The sequence below is a fragment of the Planobispora longispora genome, assembly GCF_016863135.1.
Classification (GTDB): domain Bacteria; phylum Actinomycetota; class Actinomycetes; order Streptosporangiales; family Streptosporangiaceae; genus Planobispora; species Planobispora longispora.
The window spans coordinates 100,953-115,849 of record NZ_BOOH01000044.1; the positions used below are offsets into that span (position 1 = coordinate 100,953).

Below are 14,897 nucleotides of genomic sequence, written 5' to 3' on the forward strand. Positions count from 1 at the left end.
CGTGGGCGCGTTGATCTGGACCGAGCTCAAGGTCCTTTCCCGGTCGGTCGAGTTCCTCGTCGTCACCATCGCGTTCCCGATGGTGTTCTTCCTCGTCATGTCGGAGGTCTTCGGCTCGGATCGAGCCGGCGGACTGGACATGAACACCTACATGATGATCAGCATGGCGGCGTTCGGCGCCATGTCGGTGGCGTTCGCCGTGGGACCCCGGGTCGGCCTGGAGCGACAGGCCGGGTGGAACAGGCAACTGCGGCTCACCCCCCTGCCGGGCTGGGGCTACGTCGCCGTCAAGATCACAGTGGCGATGATCCTGGCGCTTCCGGCCGTGCTGCTCGTCTTCCTGGCCGGGCTGCTGGTCAAGGGCATCGAACTCACCGCCGGGCAGTGGCTGGCGATCGTCCTCTCCTGCTGGATCAGTTCGCTGCCGTTCGCCGTGCTCGGCCTGCTCATCGGGATGGCCGTCAAGCCGGAGTCGGCGCAGCCGCTCGGCCTGGCGGTCTATCTGCCGATGGCCATGCTCGGCGGGCTGTGGATGCCGGTGGACATCCTGCCGGGCTTCATGGCCTCGCTGGCCAAGGCGCTGCCGAGCTACTGGCTCGCGGAGATCACCCGCGACCGGCTCACCGGGACGGCGCTCGACCTGCTGGGCGTCGGGGTGATGGCGGCGTGGTTCCTGGTCGCCCTGACCTTGGTGATCGGCCTCTACCGTCGCGACGCGGCCAGGGTGTGAGCGGTCAGCCCGGCCGGACTTCGTCGCCGACTCTCAGCTCGCCGAGGTTCTCGGGCGCCAGGCGGAGGCCGAACCAGGTCTTCCCGTCCCAGCGGCGGTGTCCGGCCAGAGTTCTCAGGGGTTCCTTGCCGCGGTCCTGGGTGGACGGGTCCCAGACGGTGGCGGCGCAGCGGTCGCACAGCTCCGAGACGCGGAAGTCGATCCCGCCGATTCGGACCGACGTCCAGGCGTCCTCCGCGAAGGGTTCCGCGCCGTCGATGACGGCGTTGGGCCGGAAGCGGGCGATGTCGAGGGGGGCCGGGGGGCGCTCCCGGCGTTCCATGGCGCCTTCGGCGATCCAGTCGTCCAGGCGCCGGAGCGAACTCCTGGAGACGAGCAGGAGGGGGCCGTCCCAGAGGCCGCGGCTCTCCTCGGTGACGGTCCGGCCTGCGGGGTCGTCCCGCCGGATGAGGCGGGCGGGCCTGCCGAGCAGGCGGGTGAACCATTCGTGGGCGTCGGCGTGGGCGAGCACGGCCCGGTCGAGGCCGGAGGGGCCCGACGGGATCGTGTCACCGGTGGCCGGGGGGACTTTGAGCTCGCCCATGCCCTTGGCCGACAGGTGGAGGCCGCCTTCGGGGGTTTCGGCGGCCGAGACCGAGAGGAGCCGGGGGTGTTCGCCCACCCAGAACACTTCACCCAGCGGATCCACCACGGCCCAGCGGCGGTCGCCTTCCAGCCCCCAGGGCAGGACCTGGGCGGACGGGCGGGAGATGCCTTTGGTGGACTTGAGGGGGTAGGTGCGGATCTCCGCTAGCTCCATTGGGCAAGGATAGGAGGAAGCGCTCTCTCGGGATATGGGAGCGTGCCCACGAAGTAGCCGGAGGGGGTATCGGCCCCGTATCCGGAGGGGAGTATCGGCCCCCTCCGGGACACGGGTGATGCGGAATCGCTCGGACCGGGCGGGATCACCCGCCTATGAGGCGACCCTTTCCCGGGTGTTCGCGGCGGGAGTCACGGCGGCGCCGCGGCCGGAGCCGCGGAACACGCGGAACAGGCAGGCCGGTCGCAGGAGGGCGGAGGGCGGATCGATGAGATTGGCCACGCGCAGGAAACGGCGGCCGAGTTCGGCGTCGTGCTCCGCGGCGCGGTGGAAGCGCTCCAGATAGGCGTTGATCAACTTGATCTTGGGCGTCCGCCGCCCGCGGACCCCGGGCAGCCGGAGGTCACCGCTGACCACGATGTCCCACGGCCCGTCGACGACCCGGGCGATCGACCGGAACAGCTCACCGGCCGGCCTCCCGCGGCCGGCCCACTCGCCCAGCCGCAACGCCTCGACCGCGGCCACGCTCATGCCCTGGCCGTAGATCGGGTTGAAGGCGCACACCGCGTCGCCGACGACCGCCAGACCACGGGGGAAGCGGGACAGCCGCTCGTAACGCCGCCGCACGCTGGCCGGCGTGCGGTGGTGGCGCCCCTCCTCCACCGGCTCGGCGGAGGAGACCAGTTCGTGGATGTCCGGCGCGGGCAGAGTCTTCGTGTAAGAGACGAAGCCCTCGTAGTCGGACGGCGGGCTGTCGCCGTATCCGCCGACGGTGACGATCCACCGGTCGCCCTCCATCGCCAGCGCCACCCCGGCGCGGGGGATCGCCCGGGTGGCGGCCATGATGACCACCGGGTCCCCCGCGAGGTCGTCGGCACGCCGGCGAAGGACCCAGGTGGTGTAGGTCAGGTCGATTTCGACCCGCTCCTCCTCGGGCGCGGGGAAACCGATCTCGCCGAGCCAGGCGGGAGTGCGCGACCCCCTGCCCGACGCGTCGACGACCAGGTCAGCAGTGATCGTCTCGTCGGAGACGAGCCGGACGCCGGTGACCCGGTCGCCGCTGTGGGTGAGACCGGAGACCTGGCTCCCGCCGATCACGGTCACTCCGGGGAGCGCGGCCACCCGTCGCCGGACCTGGCCCTCCAGGAGAAGACGGCTGACCAGGAGTCCGGGCATGTCACCCGGCGCCGGCGCCAGGCGGCGCCCCTCGTTGATCCACCGGCAGTCCGCCTGGAGATCCCCGCCGAACGCCCCGCGGGCCGTCAGGTCGGCGGTGAGCCCGGGCAGCAGCAGTTCCATGACCTCCAGGCCCCGGGCCAGAAGGCCGTGGGCGTGCTTGCTCTGCGCCGTGCCGCGACGGTGGACGTCCTCCTCGGGCAGCTCGTCCCGGTCCAGTACGGTGACCCGCTCCGCGATCCTGCTGAGCGCGGCGGCGGCCAGCAGCCCGGACATGCTGGCCCCGATGACGACGGCATGCCTCATGGCCTCTCCGAGGAAGTGGGGGATCTCCGCCTCAGGATGTCCCGGCTCGCGGCGCCGTCTCACCTTCGAGCGTGCTGTCTCGTCCCTGGACCTCCCTCGGGCATTCGGACGGCTGGCCGGCTGGTGATTTCGGTCATATTGGCCGGAAGACTGCTCTCTGTCAGCCTTGATCCCCATAATTGGTGATCCGCAATGACCGCCGCAGGGGGAGCCATCATGCCGGATGTCAGACCGATCGGCCCGGGGGATCCCGGACGCGTGGACGGGTACGAGATCGTCGGCCGGATGGGGGACGCGGTCTATCTGGGACGCTCGCCCGCCGGGGCCCGGGTCGTCGTCAGGCTGCTCCCGGCCGATCTCGATCCGGAGCGCTTCCTCGCCGCGGCCGGGCCGCTGCGGGAGATCTCGGCGTTCTGCACCGCCGAGGTCCTGGACACCGGGGTGGCGGACGGCCGGCCGTACATCGTGAGCGAGTACATCGACGGCCCCAGTCTCAAGGAGGCCGTCGCCTCCGGGGGCGTCCTGCGGGGCGCGGCGCTGCACCGGCTCGCGGTCGGCATGATGACGGCGCTGGTCGCCGTCCACCAGGCCGGGATGACGCACGGCGACATCCGTCCCGACAACGTGGTGCTGGGACCCGACGGGCCGCGAGTGATCAACTTCGGGGTGGCCAGGGCCCTCTCCACGACCGACGCCGCCGACACCCGCAGCGTCGGCGTCCCGGCCTTCACCGCCCCGGAACTGCTCCGGGGCGAGGAGCCCGCGCCCGCGGCCGACCTGTTCGGCTGGGCCGCGACCCTGGCGTTCGCCGCGACGGGCCGCTCCCCCTTCGACGGCGGCTCGATGGCCGGGACCGTCAACCGCATCCTCAACGACGGACCGGATCTGGAGGCGGTGGAGGACGACCTGCGCGGCGTCGTCGCGGCGTGCCTGTCCAAGGACCCGCACGCCCGCCCCGCGGCGAGCGACGTCCTGCTCAAGCTGGTCGGCGAGCTGCTCACCACCGACCTCGGCCCGCCACCCGCCGCCACCCGCCCGGTACGGCGCGGCCGGCCGCTGCTGCTCGGCGCGGCAGCGGTGGCCATCGCCCTGCTCTCCGGGAGCTCCGTGTACCTGTTCACGTCCCCGTCGGCGGCCTCGGCGCCCGTCGCCGCGAGCACGCCGTCCCCGGCCGGGGAGCTCCTGCCCTCCGCCGCCCCCGCCGCCACCGGGCCGGAGGTCGTGCTCTCCCCGCTGGAGGAGGTGGAGAAGGCGTCCGAGGACGTCGCCCTGCCCGACATCGGCATCACCCTGCACGAGCATCCGGAGGACCCGGTCAGGCTCAGCGGCTACACGTGGGTGAAGAAGCCCTTCAACACCTTCGTCCGGGAGAAGGGCAAGGACGCCTACCGCCAGGTGGACGCCCTGATGTCCCCGGCGCTGTCGCCGGACGAGGGGCGGGTGGCCCTCAGCCCCACTCTGAAGTTCACCCAGTCGGACATGGACTACCTGAAGATCACTGAGGTCGCGACCGGCGAGGCCTTCACGGTGCCGACCGTGAAGAAGCCGTTCGAGACCGCCTTCCCGGTGTGGTCGAAGGACGGTACCAAGGTGCTGCTCACGGTCATCCAGAAGGACAAGGCGGTGAGCGGCGGCTTCGTGGTCGTGGACGTGACCGCCAGGAAGTCCACCCTCGTGGTGACCGAGGTCGTCGGCTCCTCCACCGACCCCTTCACCTTCGCCCCCGACGGATCGGTCGCCCGGCGCTACTTCGACGGCAAGACCTCCGGCGCCGACTTCTACAACCTCCAGGGGCAGGTCGTCCGGACCATGCACTGGGTCGGCTCCCCCCGCAGCGTGAACTGGTTCTCCCCGTCCGGGAAGCTCTTCACCACCGTCTGCCCCAGGGAGAAGGGCATCTGCGTGTGGGACACGGCGACCGGCAACCGCCGCCACACCGTCCCCATCACCGACGTGGACGAGCTCCTCGGCTGGTTCAACGAGAACCACCTGCTGGTGGTGAAGAACGTCGGGAAGAACCGCCAGGCCCAGGTGATCGACTTCGTCGGGGGGACGCAGCGGGTGCTCGCCGACATCAAGGGCAGGGTCGACGCCGAGGCCGAGGGCAAGGACATCGCCGCGATCCTGAGCTTCACCCGAAGGTCGGCCCCCTGATGCCGGTCGATCCTCTGCGCGCCGCCGATCCCGTGCGGATCGGCGGCCACCGCATCGTCGGCAGGCTGGGCGCGGGCGGGCAGGGCGTGGTCTACCTGGCCGAGTCGCCTTCGGGTGAGCGGGTCGCGGTCAAGCTGCTGCGCGCCGACGCCGTCGACTCCGCCGCAGCCGGATCCCGCGCGCTCGCGGAGCCGGCGAAGCGCGCGGAGCTCGCGGAGCTCGCGGAGCTCGACCGGGAGATCGAGCTGGCGCTGCGGGTGAAGGCCTTCTGCACGGCGCAGGTGCTGGAGCACGGCGAGTTCGGCGGCGCGCCGTACATCGTGAGCGAGTACGTCGACGGCCCCAGCCTCGCGCAAGTGATCTCCGAGCGCGGGGCCCTGCGCGGCACCGAACTGCGCAGGCTGGCGATCGGGACGCTCACCGCGCTGTCGGCGATCCACCAGGCGGGCGTGGTCCACCGGGACCTGAAGCCCGCCAACGTGCTGCTGGCCAGGGACGGGCCCCGCGTCATCGACTTCGGGATCGCCCGGGCGGCGGACTCCGAGGCGACCACCGAGCACCTCGTCGGCACTCCGCCCTACATGGCGCCCGAGCAGTTCAACGGGGCGCCGGCCGGACCGGCCTCCGACATGTTCGCCTGGGCCGCCACGGTGACCTGCGCGGCGACCGGGACACCCCCGTTCGGCACGGGGCCGATGCCGGCGACCATCCACCGGATCCTGTCCGGCGAGCCGAAGCTGGGCGATCTGGAGGGAGAGCTGCGGGAGCTGGTCCTGCAGTGCCTGGCCAAGGATCCGGCGGCGCGGCCGAGCGCCACGACCGCGCTGCTGCGGCTGCTGGGCCATTCCGTGCCGCCGCCGCGCCTGCTGGCCGAGGGGCGCGCCCGGGCGGGAGGGCATGAGACCGGCGGGCCGGACGACGGCAGACCGGATCGCGCCGGACCGGATCGCGCCGGACCGGATCGCGCCGGGCCGGAGACCGGCGTGCGGGGGAACCCCTCCGGGCTCCAGGACACGCTTCCCGCGCCGGGCTCCGGCCCGCCGGCGCGGACCCGCCGCGCGGCCGTGGCGGGCCTCGCCGCGGTGGCTCTCGCGCTCTCCGCCGGGGTGGGGATCCATCTGGCGCGGACCTCGGGCGAACGGCCGGAGGGCGCGGGCAGCGGCACGGGCGACAGCGCGGCGGGTCGCGGTACGGCGGATGGCGGTACGGCGACCCCCCTCGCGCGGCGCAGGACCGGCGGGACCATGGCCCCCGAGTCGACCACGTCGGTGCGGATCCCGGGAACGGGGATCACCTTGCGGGAGAACCCCGCGGATTCCTGGCGGGTCACCTCCTATGAGGACAACCGGAACGTCATGGCGTCGGGCCCCTCGTCCGTCAGGGCCGCCGACGGGGACGCCTTCGAGGAGTTCGAGGGCCGGCACGACCTCGTCGTGTCCCCGGGAGGCTCGTTCTTCGTGGCCAGCCCTCAGTTCAAGACCGATTTCTTCGACTTCGACCAGGTCCGCGTCGTCGATCGGGCCACCGGGCGGCAGTCCGTCGTGCGGACCGTCGGGCGACCGGCGCAGAGCCGCTACCCGCGCTGGTCGCCCGACGGCTCCCGGGTGCTGCTGACCGTCTTCGAGTCGGTCGGGGCGGAGCAGCTGATCGGGCGGAGCACGGGCTTCACGATCGTGGACGCGGCGGAGCGCAGGGGGCGGTTCGTCGCCGTCGCCGACGACAACGACGGACCGCACGTATACGCCTGGGGCCCCGACGGGACCACCGTGATCCAGCAGGCTCCCGGCGGCGCGGTCCGGGTCAGGAACCTGGACGGCACACTCGTCCGCACGCTGTCCTCGGTCGGCACGATGACATGGGACGACGTCGCGGTCAGCCCGCTGGGCACGGTCGTCACCACAGTCTGTCCCGATAAATCAGGAAACATCTGCCTATGGGACTACGTCACCGGCGTGAAGAAGGCCACGGTGCCCATGCCCGGGGGAACGGCCTTCGCCGGCTGGCTGGGCGAGCGCAACCTGCTCGCGGTCAGGTCCGGGGGGAAGGAGAAGGAATCCGGGAAGAGGAAGGAATCCGGGGGGAAGGAGAAGGAAGTGGTCATGCTCGACCTCCGGGGCCGTGCCGTACGCGTCCTCGCCGAGGGCCCCGCAGCCGAGATGGACAAGATCGCCCTCGAGTACACCGCGCGGTGACCTCCGCGATGACCGTGACGTCGTCCCGGGCGCACACGGGTCTCACGTGTTCCCGGCACCGGCACCGGCTCCGGCGGCGTCGCGGGTGCGGGAGCCGGGCCGCGATCAGTGCTCCGGGTTGTTGGTCAGCGGGATCTCGATGCTGATCCGCCGCGCTTCGGACAGGTAGACCAGGACCACCTTGCGCAGGAGCTCGTCGAAGAGCCAGTAGGTGTTGCCCGCCCCCGGGAACCTCTCGAGCACGCCTTCGCGGACGGCGATGAAGGGCTCCCAGAACGTGTCGAGGATCCCGTCCCAGAACGGGTACCTGGAGATCTTCAGCCACTCGGCGATCTGGTCGCCGAGCAGGAAGCGCGTGAACGCGCCGAGCACGCGCTTGCTGAGGATGCCGGCGTCGATCGCGGCGCCGAGGTTGAGGAGGATGTCGGCCAGTTTGACGCCCTCGGGCGTCGGGGCCAGCACCGGGTCCAGGACCTGCCGGGCCTGGGAGTCGGCCTCCTCCCACGACGCGGGGATGTACTCGTCCTTGATGCCGAGCAGGTGCGCGGCCAGCTGCCAGGAGTGCAGGAAGGCCGCGGACTCTCCGGCGGGGATCGGCACCTTCCACGCGGTCAGGTTCTTCATGACGGTCGTGGGCAGGCTGTGCCAGGTGACCATCATGTCCGCCTGGCTGATCGGGATCTCCTCGTCGGCGGACTTCTGCCAGTACGGGGACTTCGGCAGCAGGTGGCGCACGGCCGCGTGCACCAGCCGGGTCTTGACGCACGTCACGATCATTTCGCCGTCGGCGTCGTAGGCCTTCCGGGACCCGATGTCGTACCCGAGTTTGGCGGTCTTGGAGATGCGGTCCTTCATGTCCGCACCGCCCTGGGAGTAGTAGACCGCGCGCGCCTCCTTGGGGATGACCGTGCTCATCATGCCGCTGGCGAAGCCGTACAGCACGCCGAGGTAGAGTCCCCGCTTGTCGTTGAACGCGACCGCGGTGGCGAGCTTCCCCCGGTCGGCCCACGGCGGCAGCCGGCGGGCCCGCTCCATGAAGTCCCGCAGGTCCGCCGGGAGCCCGTCGGGCAGCGGCTGGCCGTTCTTGGTCCAGGTGCGCAACAGCGCGTTGACCCTGGGCACGTCCCCCCGGTCGATCAGCGAGGCGACCAGCGGGTCTGCCTCCTCGTCCCACACCCACCGGGGATCGAGGCCGGCCCCCGCGCCGGCCACCGAGCCGCTCGGCGACCACGTCCACACGCGCGCCTGCGCGGGCGCCGCGATGCCCAGCGCGCCCAGGGTGCCCAGGGCCCCGCCCGCCTTCAGCATGTCGCGCCTGCTGAGTTCGCCCATGCCTTCGTCCCTTCTCCTCGTGAGGTCGAGAGCAGTGCTGGTACGGTGAAACAAATAACGAATCTGCGTATCATCAATACAGCACACCGTGTCGGGCATCACAAGACCGCGACAGCGACTGTTGGCGATTGAGGCAGAATCAAGAACAGGAGGTGATCGTGGAAGCTGCGCTGTCCGCGCTCATGGGCCCGCCGGACTCGGAGTCGCTGCTGGAGCGCGCGTACACCGATGCCGTCGAACGGGTCGACGACACCGACGGCACCCGCGCCCGCATCCTCGACGCGGCCTATGAGCAGTTCTGCCGCATGGGCATCCGGCGATCCACCATGGAGGACGTGGCCCGCCGGTCCGGGGTCTCGCGGATCACGGTCTACCGGCGGTTCGCCACGAAGGACGCGCTGGTCGAACACGTGGTGCGCCGAGAGTTCCGCAGATATTTCGACCGGTTCCTCATCGACATCGAGCAGGCCCGCACCGCCGCCGACCGGGTGGTCCTGGGCTTCGTGAGCTCGCTGCGCGCCATCCGGCGCAACCCGCTGATCGGCGGCCTGATCGCCGCGGAACCGGACCTGATCGTGCCTTCCATGATCAACGATGAGGGCCGGACCCTCGCCACCGTACGGCAGTTCGTCGCGGGCCAGCTCCGCCACGAGCAGCGCGCGGGCACCGTCTCCGGCGACCTGGACACCGACCTCGTGGCCGAGCTGATGGTCCGGATCTCCGCCTCCTTCCTGGCGATCCCCAGCCACATCGTCGACCTCGACGACGACGAGCAACTGGCCGCGGTGGCCCGGCGGTTCCTCGTGCCCATGCTGGAACCGGCCGGCCCTCCGGATTGAGCACCGGCAGGAGCGGACCGGCCCCCGCCGATCACCCGGAGGCGGCGGGCAGCCGTTCGCAGGCGTCGAGCAGGCGCCGCCGCTGCAGCCGCGCGCGCTCGGCGAAACCGCGCTGCTCGGCGGCGTACTCGGCCCGCCCCTCGGGTGTCTCGATCCGGATCGGCCGGTAGCCGAGCGGGCTCAGGTCGTACGGGCTGGCCCGCATGTCCACGGCGCGGATGTCGCGGGCCAGCGCGAAGCAGTCGGCGACCAGCTCGCCGCTGACCAGCGGCGACAACTTGTACGCCCACTTGTACAGGTCCATGTTGGCGTGCAGGCAGCCCGGCTGCTCCAGCTCCCGCTGCCGCTCCCGCGTCGGCTGCAGCACGTTGAGCGGGCGCGCCTCGGGGGTGAAGAAGCGGAAGGCGTCGAAGTGGCTGCACCGCACGCCGCGCTCCTCCACGACCCGGGCGATCTCCTCGCCGCCGAGCCGCAGCGGCCAGGCGCCGTGCCGTACCTCGGCGGCCCGGTAGACCATCGCCCACTCGTGGAGGCCGAAGCAGCCGAAGTGGGCCGGACGCGCCGCGGTGGCGGACAGCAGGCGGGCGATCCACTCGACGGTGGCCCCGCGCCGGTCCAGCAGCGCCGCGGTGTCGAGCGTGGCCCCCTCGGGGGTGTCGACGTAGCCGCGGCCGAAGTCGCGCGCCCCCGCCAGCACCACCCCGGCGCCCGGGTGCCACTGCCGGAGCCGCGCCGGGCGGTGCCCGTAGTAGCTGAACAAGAAGTCCTCGACGGGATGGGTCTCGCCGCGCAGCCTGCGCTCCAGGTGCGGCGCCGTCCACGCCTCGACTCGTCGGCGGTGGGCCTCCGCCCGCGCCCGCCACACCTCCGGCTCCAGAACTTCCACCGCTGCATGGTAGGGGCGCGCCGGCGATGTCCGGAAAACGGCCCGCACGCCGGCGGGCGCCCGGCCCGCCGATGACCTTGACACGCGAACGGAACGACTCTAGCTTCGCTTCAAACAGACGATATTCGTCCAAAAAGCGTGGCCTCCGCCCGGCAGCCGGCCCGGCGCCGAGCGCTCCATCCCAGATCGGAGGCTGACAGCCATGAGAGTCCGAGCCGCGATCCTGCGCGACCCCGGCAAGCCCTTCACCGTCGAGGACGTCTCGCTCAGCGACCCCGGGCCCGGTGAGGCGCTCGTCCGCGTGGTCGGCGTGGGCATGTGCCACACGGACGTGCTCTTCCGGATGTTCCCGGAGCTGCCGATGCCGATGATCTTCGGGCACGAGGGGTCGGGCGTCGTCGAGGCGGTCGGTCCCGGCGTGACCCGCGTCGCGCCCGGCGACCACGTCGTGATGAGCTTCGACTCCTGCGGCTGGTGCCGCCAGTGTCAGGCCGGCGCCCCCTCCTACTGCGACGAGTTCCTGATGCGCAACGCCTCGGGCCTGCGGACGGACGGGACGAGCGGCGCCACCGACCCGACCGGAGCGCCGGTCGCGGCCCGCTGGTTCGGCCAGTCCGCGTTCGCCACCCACGCCGTCGCCACCGAGCGCAACCTGGTCCGCGTCGATCCGTCGCTGCCGCTGGAGCTGCTCGGCCCGCTGGGGTGCGGCCTGCAGACCGGGGCGGGCTCGGTGCTGAACGTCCTGAACGTGCGCCCCGCCTCCTCCATCGCGGTGTTCGGCGCCGGCGCGGTCGGCCTCGCCGCGGTCATGGCGGCCAAGGTCGCGGGCGCCGGGGAGATCGTCGCGGTCGACCTGCACCCCGGCCGGCGCGAGCTGGCCCTGGAGCTCGGCGCCACCCGGGCGGTCGACGGCGCGGATCCCGAGCTGGCCGCCGCCGTCGGCCAGGTGGACTGCTCCTTCGACACCACCGGCGTGCCCTCCGTGGTGACCACGGCCGTCGGCGTGGTGCGCCCGCTCGGGACGTGCGGCCTGGTCGGCGCGGGCGGCGGCGAGATCACGCTGCAGCCGGAGTCGTTCGCCGGGCGCAGCATCCGCTACATCTTCGAGGGGGACGCCGTGCCCCAGCAGTTCATCCCGGAGCTGATCCGGCTGTGGCAGCAGGGCCGCTTCCCCTTCGACCGGCTCATCCGCACCTACTCGCTGGACGAGATCAACGAGGCCGAACGCGACTCCGCGAACGGAACGACGATCAAGCCGGTCCTGCTGCCGGGCCCATGACTCACGAGGGCGGCGGGCCGCGGGACGGCGGGCTGTAGGACGGCGGACAGTAGGACAGCGGGCCGCACTCACAAGGACAGCAGACCGTCCCGGCCCTGAGCGCGGTAGCCGACCGCCGACAGCACGAAGTCCACGGTCTGCTCGACGTACTCGTCCCGCCGCCCGAGCAGGGCCCGTCTCTGGCTGGCCGGAGTCGACAGGACGTGGTTGCTCAGGATGCCGCTCACGGAGTCCAGGACGAGCGCGGGGGACGTCCCCTCCGGCAGTTCGCCGCGCTCGACGGCGCGGAGCACGATGGCGCGCCCGAGCCTGATGCGCTCGCGCTGGAGCCGCTCCAGCGCCTGCCCGAACAGGTCGGGATAGATCATGGCCTCCAGCTGGGCGCGGAGGTACACCAGGCCCACCGGGTCGAAGTAGCTGTCGAAGATGGCGGTGGCCAGCCGGATCAGCTCCTCCCGCAGCGGCCCCGGCCCTCCCCCGGACGGCCGCGGCGGGATCCACGCCGCCAGGGCGTCGACGATCAGCCTCTCCTTGCTGCCCCACCTGCTGTAGAGGCCCGCCTTGCCGACCCGGGCGCGGCGGGCCACGGCGTCGAGACTGAAGCCCGCCCAGCCGGCCTCGCCGTACAGGGTGAGCGCCGCCTCGTACACCCGTGCCTCGAGGTTCGGATCCGGCGGGCGGCCTCGTCCAGTCATGGGCCCAAGTTTGCCAGAGCGGACCTCGCGAACCCGCGATCCGTCCCAGCTCGTCCCGGTTCCTCCCGCACGGCCCATCCCCCCGTCCGCCTTCCAGCGGCGTTGGGGATACTCGGCACCATGAAGATTGTTCTGGCCGGCGGCACCGGAGCGCTCGGCCGCAGCCTCTGCGCCGACCTGGCCGCCCGGGGCCACGAGCCCGTCGTGCTCACCCGGCGGCCCACCGCCGCCGGCCCCTACCGGCAGATCGGCTGGGACGGCGACCTGGCCGGTGAGCTGGCCGGGGCCGTCCTCATCAACCTGGCGGGCGAGATCGTCGACCGGCCGCCCACCCCGGCCAACATCGACCTCCTCACCCGCTCCCGGGTCGGGCCCACCCGCGCTCTGGCCGAGGCCGCCGAAAACGGCGCGCCCGCCCTGTGGATCCAGCTCAGCACCCTGGCCGTCTACGGCGAGGGCGGCGAGGCCGTCCTCACCGAGACCTCCCCGCCCGCCGACGGCCCGCCCCAGATGGCCGGCGTGGCCCGCGCCTGGGAGGCCGCCGCCGCGGGCGCGCCCTGCGGCCGGCAGGTGATCCTGCGCACCGCCGTCGTCTTCGACCGCGACACCCCCGCGCTGAACCGGCTGACCGGCCTGGTCCGCTGGGGCCTGGGCGGACGGGTGGGCAGCGGCCGCCAGTGGGTGAGCTGGCTGCACATCGACGACTTCCTCGCCGTCGTCCGCCTCGTCATCGACGATCCCGCCTGGAGCGGGGTGCTCCACGTCACCAGCCCCGCGCCGGTGCGCAACGCCGAGCTGATGCGCGCCTTCCGCCAGGTCCTGCGCCGCCCGCCCGCGCCGCCGACACCGGCGTTCCTGGTACGGCTGGGCGCCCGCGTCCTGCGCACGGACCCGGCCCTCGCGCTCACCGGGCGCCGCTGCCTCCCGGCCCGGCTCACCGAGGCCGGATTCGAGTTCCGCCACCCGGAGCTGACCGGCGCCCTCACCCACCTGCTCCGGGGCTGACGTCCGCCACCGGGAGCTGCGCCGGCGTCGGTGGAATAAGCGGTACGGAATCGGGGGTCGCCTAGGGTGAGAGCGTGCCGGGCTGCGAGATGCTTGAAGGGTGGGGGAACACCCGCCTTCATATCGCGCTGCCCCAAGTCCGTGACTCGTCCGACCAGGCGCGACGGTGTCTGGATTTTCGGCGTCGCCCCAGGGTCGACACGGACGCATGTTCTCTGGCCGAGTGGAAGCCGCCCCCCTTTCCGGAGAAGTCGTCGTTCTTTTTCCGTCCCATCGGCGAGGGCGAGATCGAAGCCGCCGTACTGCTCGCCGCGATATGGCTCGCGATCGACCGACGGCGGAACAGCCTTCCCCGGCGATGCGGACGCCTGCGGCGTCACGGGCGGAAGACGACGGGTCCCGCCCTGCGGATGGAGGCCCCGCTTCCGGAAACCCCACTGTGTGATCGCTGCATCGGGAGCAAGGATCTCGAAGCCTCCCTCACCTGCTTCCGACGCCGTCACGATCTCCGTCCGCGCCGGATCGGATCGCTGACCACGCGGCGGGATCTCATACGCGAACCGGAGCCGGTCTCCCCGTTCGACGCCGCCGGCACGGCGGACGATCGTTTCGAGATCGGGCTTCCCCCGGTCCCGTCCGCTGTCGAGCTCCCCTGCGGGACACCGCGGCTCCGGATCGTCCGAGAGGTTCACCCCGATCATCAGGAGATGCTCGTCCGGCTCCTGAACCGCGTCCTGCGGATCATTCGGCTCATGCTGCGGCTCGTGGCCACGCGTCTGAAGCGGCTCACGCACGTACCGGCATTCGGACTGGCGGTGATGGCCGCGATGCTGCGGTACGGCCACCGCCACGACTCTGACGAGGACTTCCGCCTTCCGCTTCGCCGTGCTTCGTCCCGGCGGGGAGGGCGCTGACCGGTTGACCGGGCGTACTCCCCGCTTCCTGCGGAAGACTGGGAGTGAGTCCGGATGGAGATCCTGCTCCGCGTCCTGGCGGAGATGGCTCCGGTAGCGGGCTGGGCCGCTACATTCCTTGCGGCGGTGATCGCCGCCTTCGTGCTGTACGTGGGAATCGCCATGATCGCCACGTTGCTGACCCGGGATCAGAAGCGGGTCCAGATCCGGTATCGGGTCTTCCGCGAGCTGCTGCAGCTGTTCCGCAGGAGCCGCAGATGAACACGACGCCCACAGCACCGGCGCGGCGGCGGGGGCGGCCGCCGTGCTGCCCGCCCGAGGTGGTGCGACGGATCATCGCGTTGCGCTCGCAGGGGTCGAGCCTGGCGGCGATCAGCAGAATCCTCAACGAGGAGGGGGTGAGGACCCCGGCGGGCGGGCGCGTCTGGCAGAAGTCCTACGTGGACCGACTGCTGCACACCCGTTACGCCCGGGAGCTTCTCGACGCCCCCGGCACAACCGCCTGAGCCCGCCGGCCCCCGTCGGGCAGTCGGCGAGACCAGTCCGCCGACGACCGCGGGAACCGTCCCGCGCACGGTGCGACCGGCGGG

14 protein-coding genes are annotated in these 14,897 nt (G+C 72.0%); 9 read left to right on the forward strand and 5 right to left on the reverse strand.

Going from position 1 to position 14,897, the window contains the following annotated elements; translation table 11 throughout:
- Position 1 precedes the first annotated feature (1 nt).
- Positions 2–730 (forward strand): ABC transporter permease, encoded by a 729-nt coding sequence (locus Plo01_RS26270; RefSeq protein ID WP_203893360.1) that lies wholly within the window; start codon positions 2–4, stop codon positions 728–730.
- Between the two features lie 4 nt (positions 731–734).
- Here Plo01_RS26270 and Plo01_RS26275 read toward each other — a convergent pair whose 3' ends face one another.
- Both Plo01_RS26275 and Plo01_RS26280 read right to left on the reverse strand, forming a co-directional pair.
- Complete coding sequence (locus Plo01_RS26275; RefSeq protein ID WP_203893361.1) at positions 735–1,529, reverse strand: MOSC domain-containing protein; 795 nt, start codon at positions 1,527–1,529, stop codon at positions 735–737.
- Between the two features lie 153 nt (positions 1,530–1,682).
- Positions 1,683–3,011, reverse strand: a complete 1,329-nt coding sequence (locus tag Plo01_RS26280) for an FAD-dependent oxidoreductase (RefSeq protein WP_203893362.1) — start codon at positions 3,009–3,011, stop codon at positions 1,683–1,685.
- A 216-nt stretch (positions 3,012–3,227) separates the two neighbouring features.
- Between Plo01_RS26280 and Plo01_RS26285 the strand changes: the two genes are divergently transcribed.
- Positions 3,228–5,165 (forward strand): WD40 repeat domain-containing serine/threonine protein kinase, encoded by a 1,938-nt coding sequence (locus Plo01_RS26285; protein ID WP_203893363.1) that lies wholly within the window; start codon positions 3,228–3,230, stop codon positions 5,163–5,165.
- Positions 5,165–7,357: a protein kinase domain-containing protein gene (locus tag Plo01_RS26290; RefSeq protein WP_203893364.1), complete on the forward strand. Its 2,193-nt coding sequence runs from the start codon at positions 5,165–5,167 to the stop codon at positions 7,355–7,357. Before Plo01_RS26285 ends, Plo01_RS26290 begins: the two co-directional genes overlap by 1 nt.
- Before the next feature lie 105 nt (positions 7,358–7,462).
- Here the strand turns inward: Plo01_RS26290 and Plo01_RS26295 are convergent, their stop codons facing one another.
- A complete protein-coding gene (locus Plo01_RS26295; protein ID WP_203893365.1) occupies positions 7,463–8,689 on the reverse strand; it encodes an oxygenase MpaB family protein in 1,227 nt (408 codons plus the stop codon).
- A gap of 158 nt (positions 8,690–8,847) precedes the next feature.
- On the opposite strand from Plo01_RS26295, the gene Plo01_RS26300 reads away from it, so the two are divergent.
- Complete coding sequence (locus Plo01_RS26300) at positions 8,848–9,528, forward strand: TetR/AcrR family transcriptional regulator (RefSeq protein WP_373871717.1); 681 nt, start codon at positions 8,848–8,850, stop codon at positions 9,526–9,528.
- A gap of 31 nt (positions 9,529–9,559) precedes the next feature.
- On the opposite strand, the gene Plo01_RS26305 is transcribed toward Plo01_RS26300, so the two are convergent.
- Positions 9,560–10,414, reverse strand: a complete 855-nt coding sequence (locus tag Plo01_RS26305; RefSeq protein WP_203893366.1) for a 3-methyladenine DNA glycosylase — start codon at positions 10,412–10,414, stop codon at positions 9,560–9,562.
- A 202-nt stretch (positions 10,415–10,616) separates the two neighbouring features.
- Between Plo01_RS26305 and Plo01_RS26310 the strand changes: the two genes are divergently transcribed.
- Positions 10,617–11,693, forward strand: a complete 1,077-nt coding sequence (locus tag Plo01_RS26310) for an NAD(P)-dependent alcohol dehydrogenase (protein WP_203893367.1) — start codon at positions 10,617–10,619, stop codon at positions 11,691–11,693.
- 68 nt (positions 11,694–11,761) lie between these two features.
- On the opposite strand, the gene Plo01_RS26315 is transcribed toward Plo01_RS26310, so the two are convergent.
- Positions 11,762–12,388 (reverse strand): TetR/AcrR family transcriptional regulator, encoded by a 627-nt coding sequence (locus Plo01_RS26315; protein ID WP_203893368.1) that lies wholly within the window; start codon positions 12,386–12,388, stop codon positions 11,762–11,764.
- A 120-nt stretch (positions 12,389–12,508) separates the two neighbouring features.
- Between Plo01_RS26315 and Plo01_RS26320 the strand changes: the two genes are divergently transcribed.
- The 4 genes from Plo01_RS26320 to Plo01_RS26335 all read left to right on the forward strand — a co-directional run bounded on the left by Plo01_RS26320 (position 12,509) and on the right by Plo01_RS26335 (position 14,813).
- Positions 12,509–13,393, forward strand: coding sequence for an epimerase (locus Plo01_RS26320; protein WP_203893369.1), 885 nt, complete (start codon positions 12,509–12,511; stop codon positions 13,391–13,393).
- 74 nt (positions 13,394–13,467) lie between these two features.
- Positions 13,468–14,307: a hypothetical protein gene (locus Plo01_RS26325; RefSeq protein ID WP_203893370.1), complete on the forward strand. Its 840-nt coding sequence runs from the start codon at positions 13,468–13,470 to the stop codon at positions 14,305–14,307.
- Positions 14,308–14,361: 54 nt separating this feature from the next.
- Complete coding sequence (locus Plo01_RS26330) at positions 14,362–14,568, forward strand: hypothetical protein (protein WP_203893371.1); 207 nt, start codon at positions 14,362–14,364, stop codon at positions 14,566–14,568.
- Positions 14,565–14,813 (forward strand): recombinase family protein, encoded by a 249-nt coding sequence (locus Plo01_RS26335; protein ID WP_203893372.1) that lies wholly within the window; start codon positions 14,565–14,567, stop codon positions 14,811–14,813. The genes Plo01_RS26330 and Plo01_RS26335 overlap by 4 nt, the downstream gene beginning before the upstream one ends.
- The last annotated feature ends 84 nt before the right edge of the window (positions 14,814–14,897 follow it).

What these genes read in the sequence shown, in the direction of transcription:
- Plo01_RS26290 (WP_203893364.1), top strand. Translation starts at nt 5,165, where the DNA reads ATGCCGGTCGATCCTCTGCGCGCCGCCGATCCCGTGCGGATCGGCGGC.
- Plo01_RS26330 (WP_203893371.1), top strand. Translation starts at nt 14,362, where the DNA reads ATGGAGATCCTGCTCCGCGTCCTGGCGGAGATGGCTCCGGTAGCGGGC.
- Plo01_RS26275 (WP_203893361.1), bottom strand. Translation starts at nt 1,529, where the DNA reads ATGGAGCTAGCGGAGATCCGCACCTACCCCCTCAAGTCCACCAAAGGC.
- Plo01_RS26280 (WP_203893362.1), bottom strand. Translation starts at nt 3,011, where the DNA reads ATGAGGCATGCCGTCGTCATCGGGGCCAGCATGTCCGGGCTGCTGGCC.
- Plo01_RS26320 (WP_203893369.1), top strand. Translation starts at nt 12,509, where the DNA reads ATGAAGATTGTTCTGGCCGGCGGCACCGGAGCGCTCGGCCGCAGCCTC.
- Plo01_RS26315 (WP_203893368.1), bottom strand. Translation starts at nt 12,388, where the DNA reads ATGACTGGACGAGGCCGCCCGCCGGATCCGAACCTCGAGGCACGGGTG.
- Plo01_RS26335 (WP_203893372.1), top strand. Translation starts at nt 14,565, where the DNA reads ATGAACACGACGCCCACAGCACCGGCGCGGCGGCGGGGGCGGCCGCCG.
- Plo01_RS26285 (WP_203893363.1), top strand. Translation starts at nt 3,228, where the DNA reads ATGCCGGATGTCAGACCGATCGGCCCGGGGGATCCCGGACGCGTGGAC.
- Plo01_RS26310 (WP_203893367.1), top strand. Translation starts at nt 10,617, where the DNA reads ATGAGAGTCCGAGCCGCGATCCTGCGCGACCCCGGCAAGCCCTTCACC.
- Plo01_RS26295 (WP_203893365.1), bottom strand. Translation starts at nt 8,689, where the DNA reads ATGGGCGAACTCAGCAGGCGCGACATGCTGAAGGCGGGCGGGGCCCTG.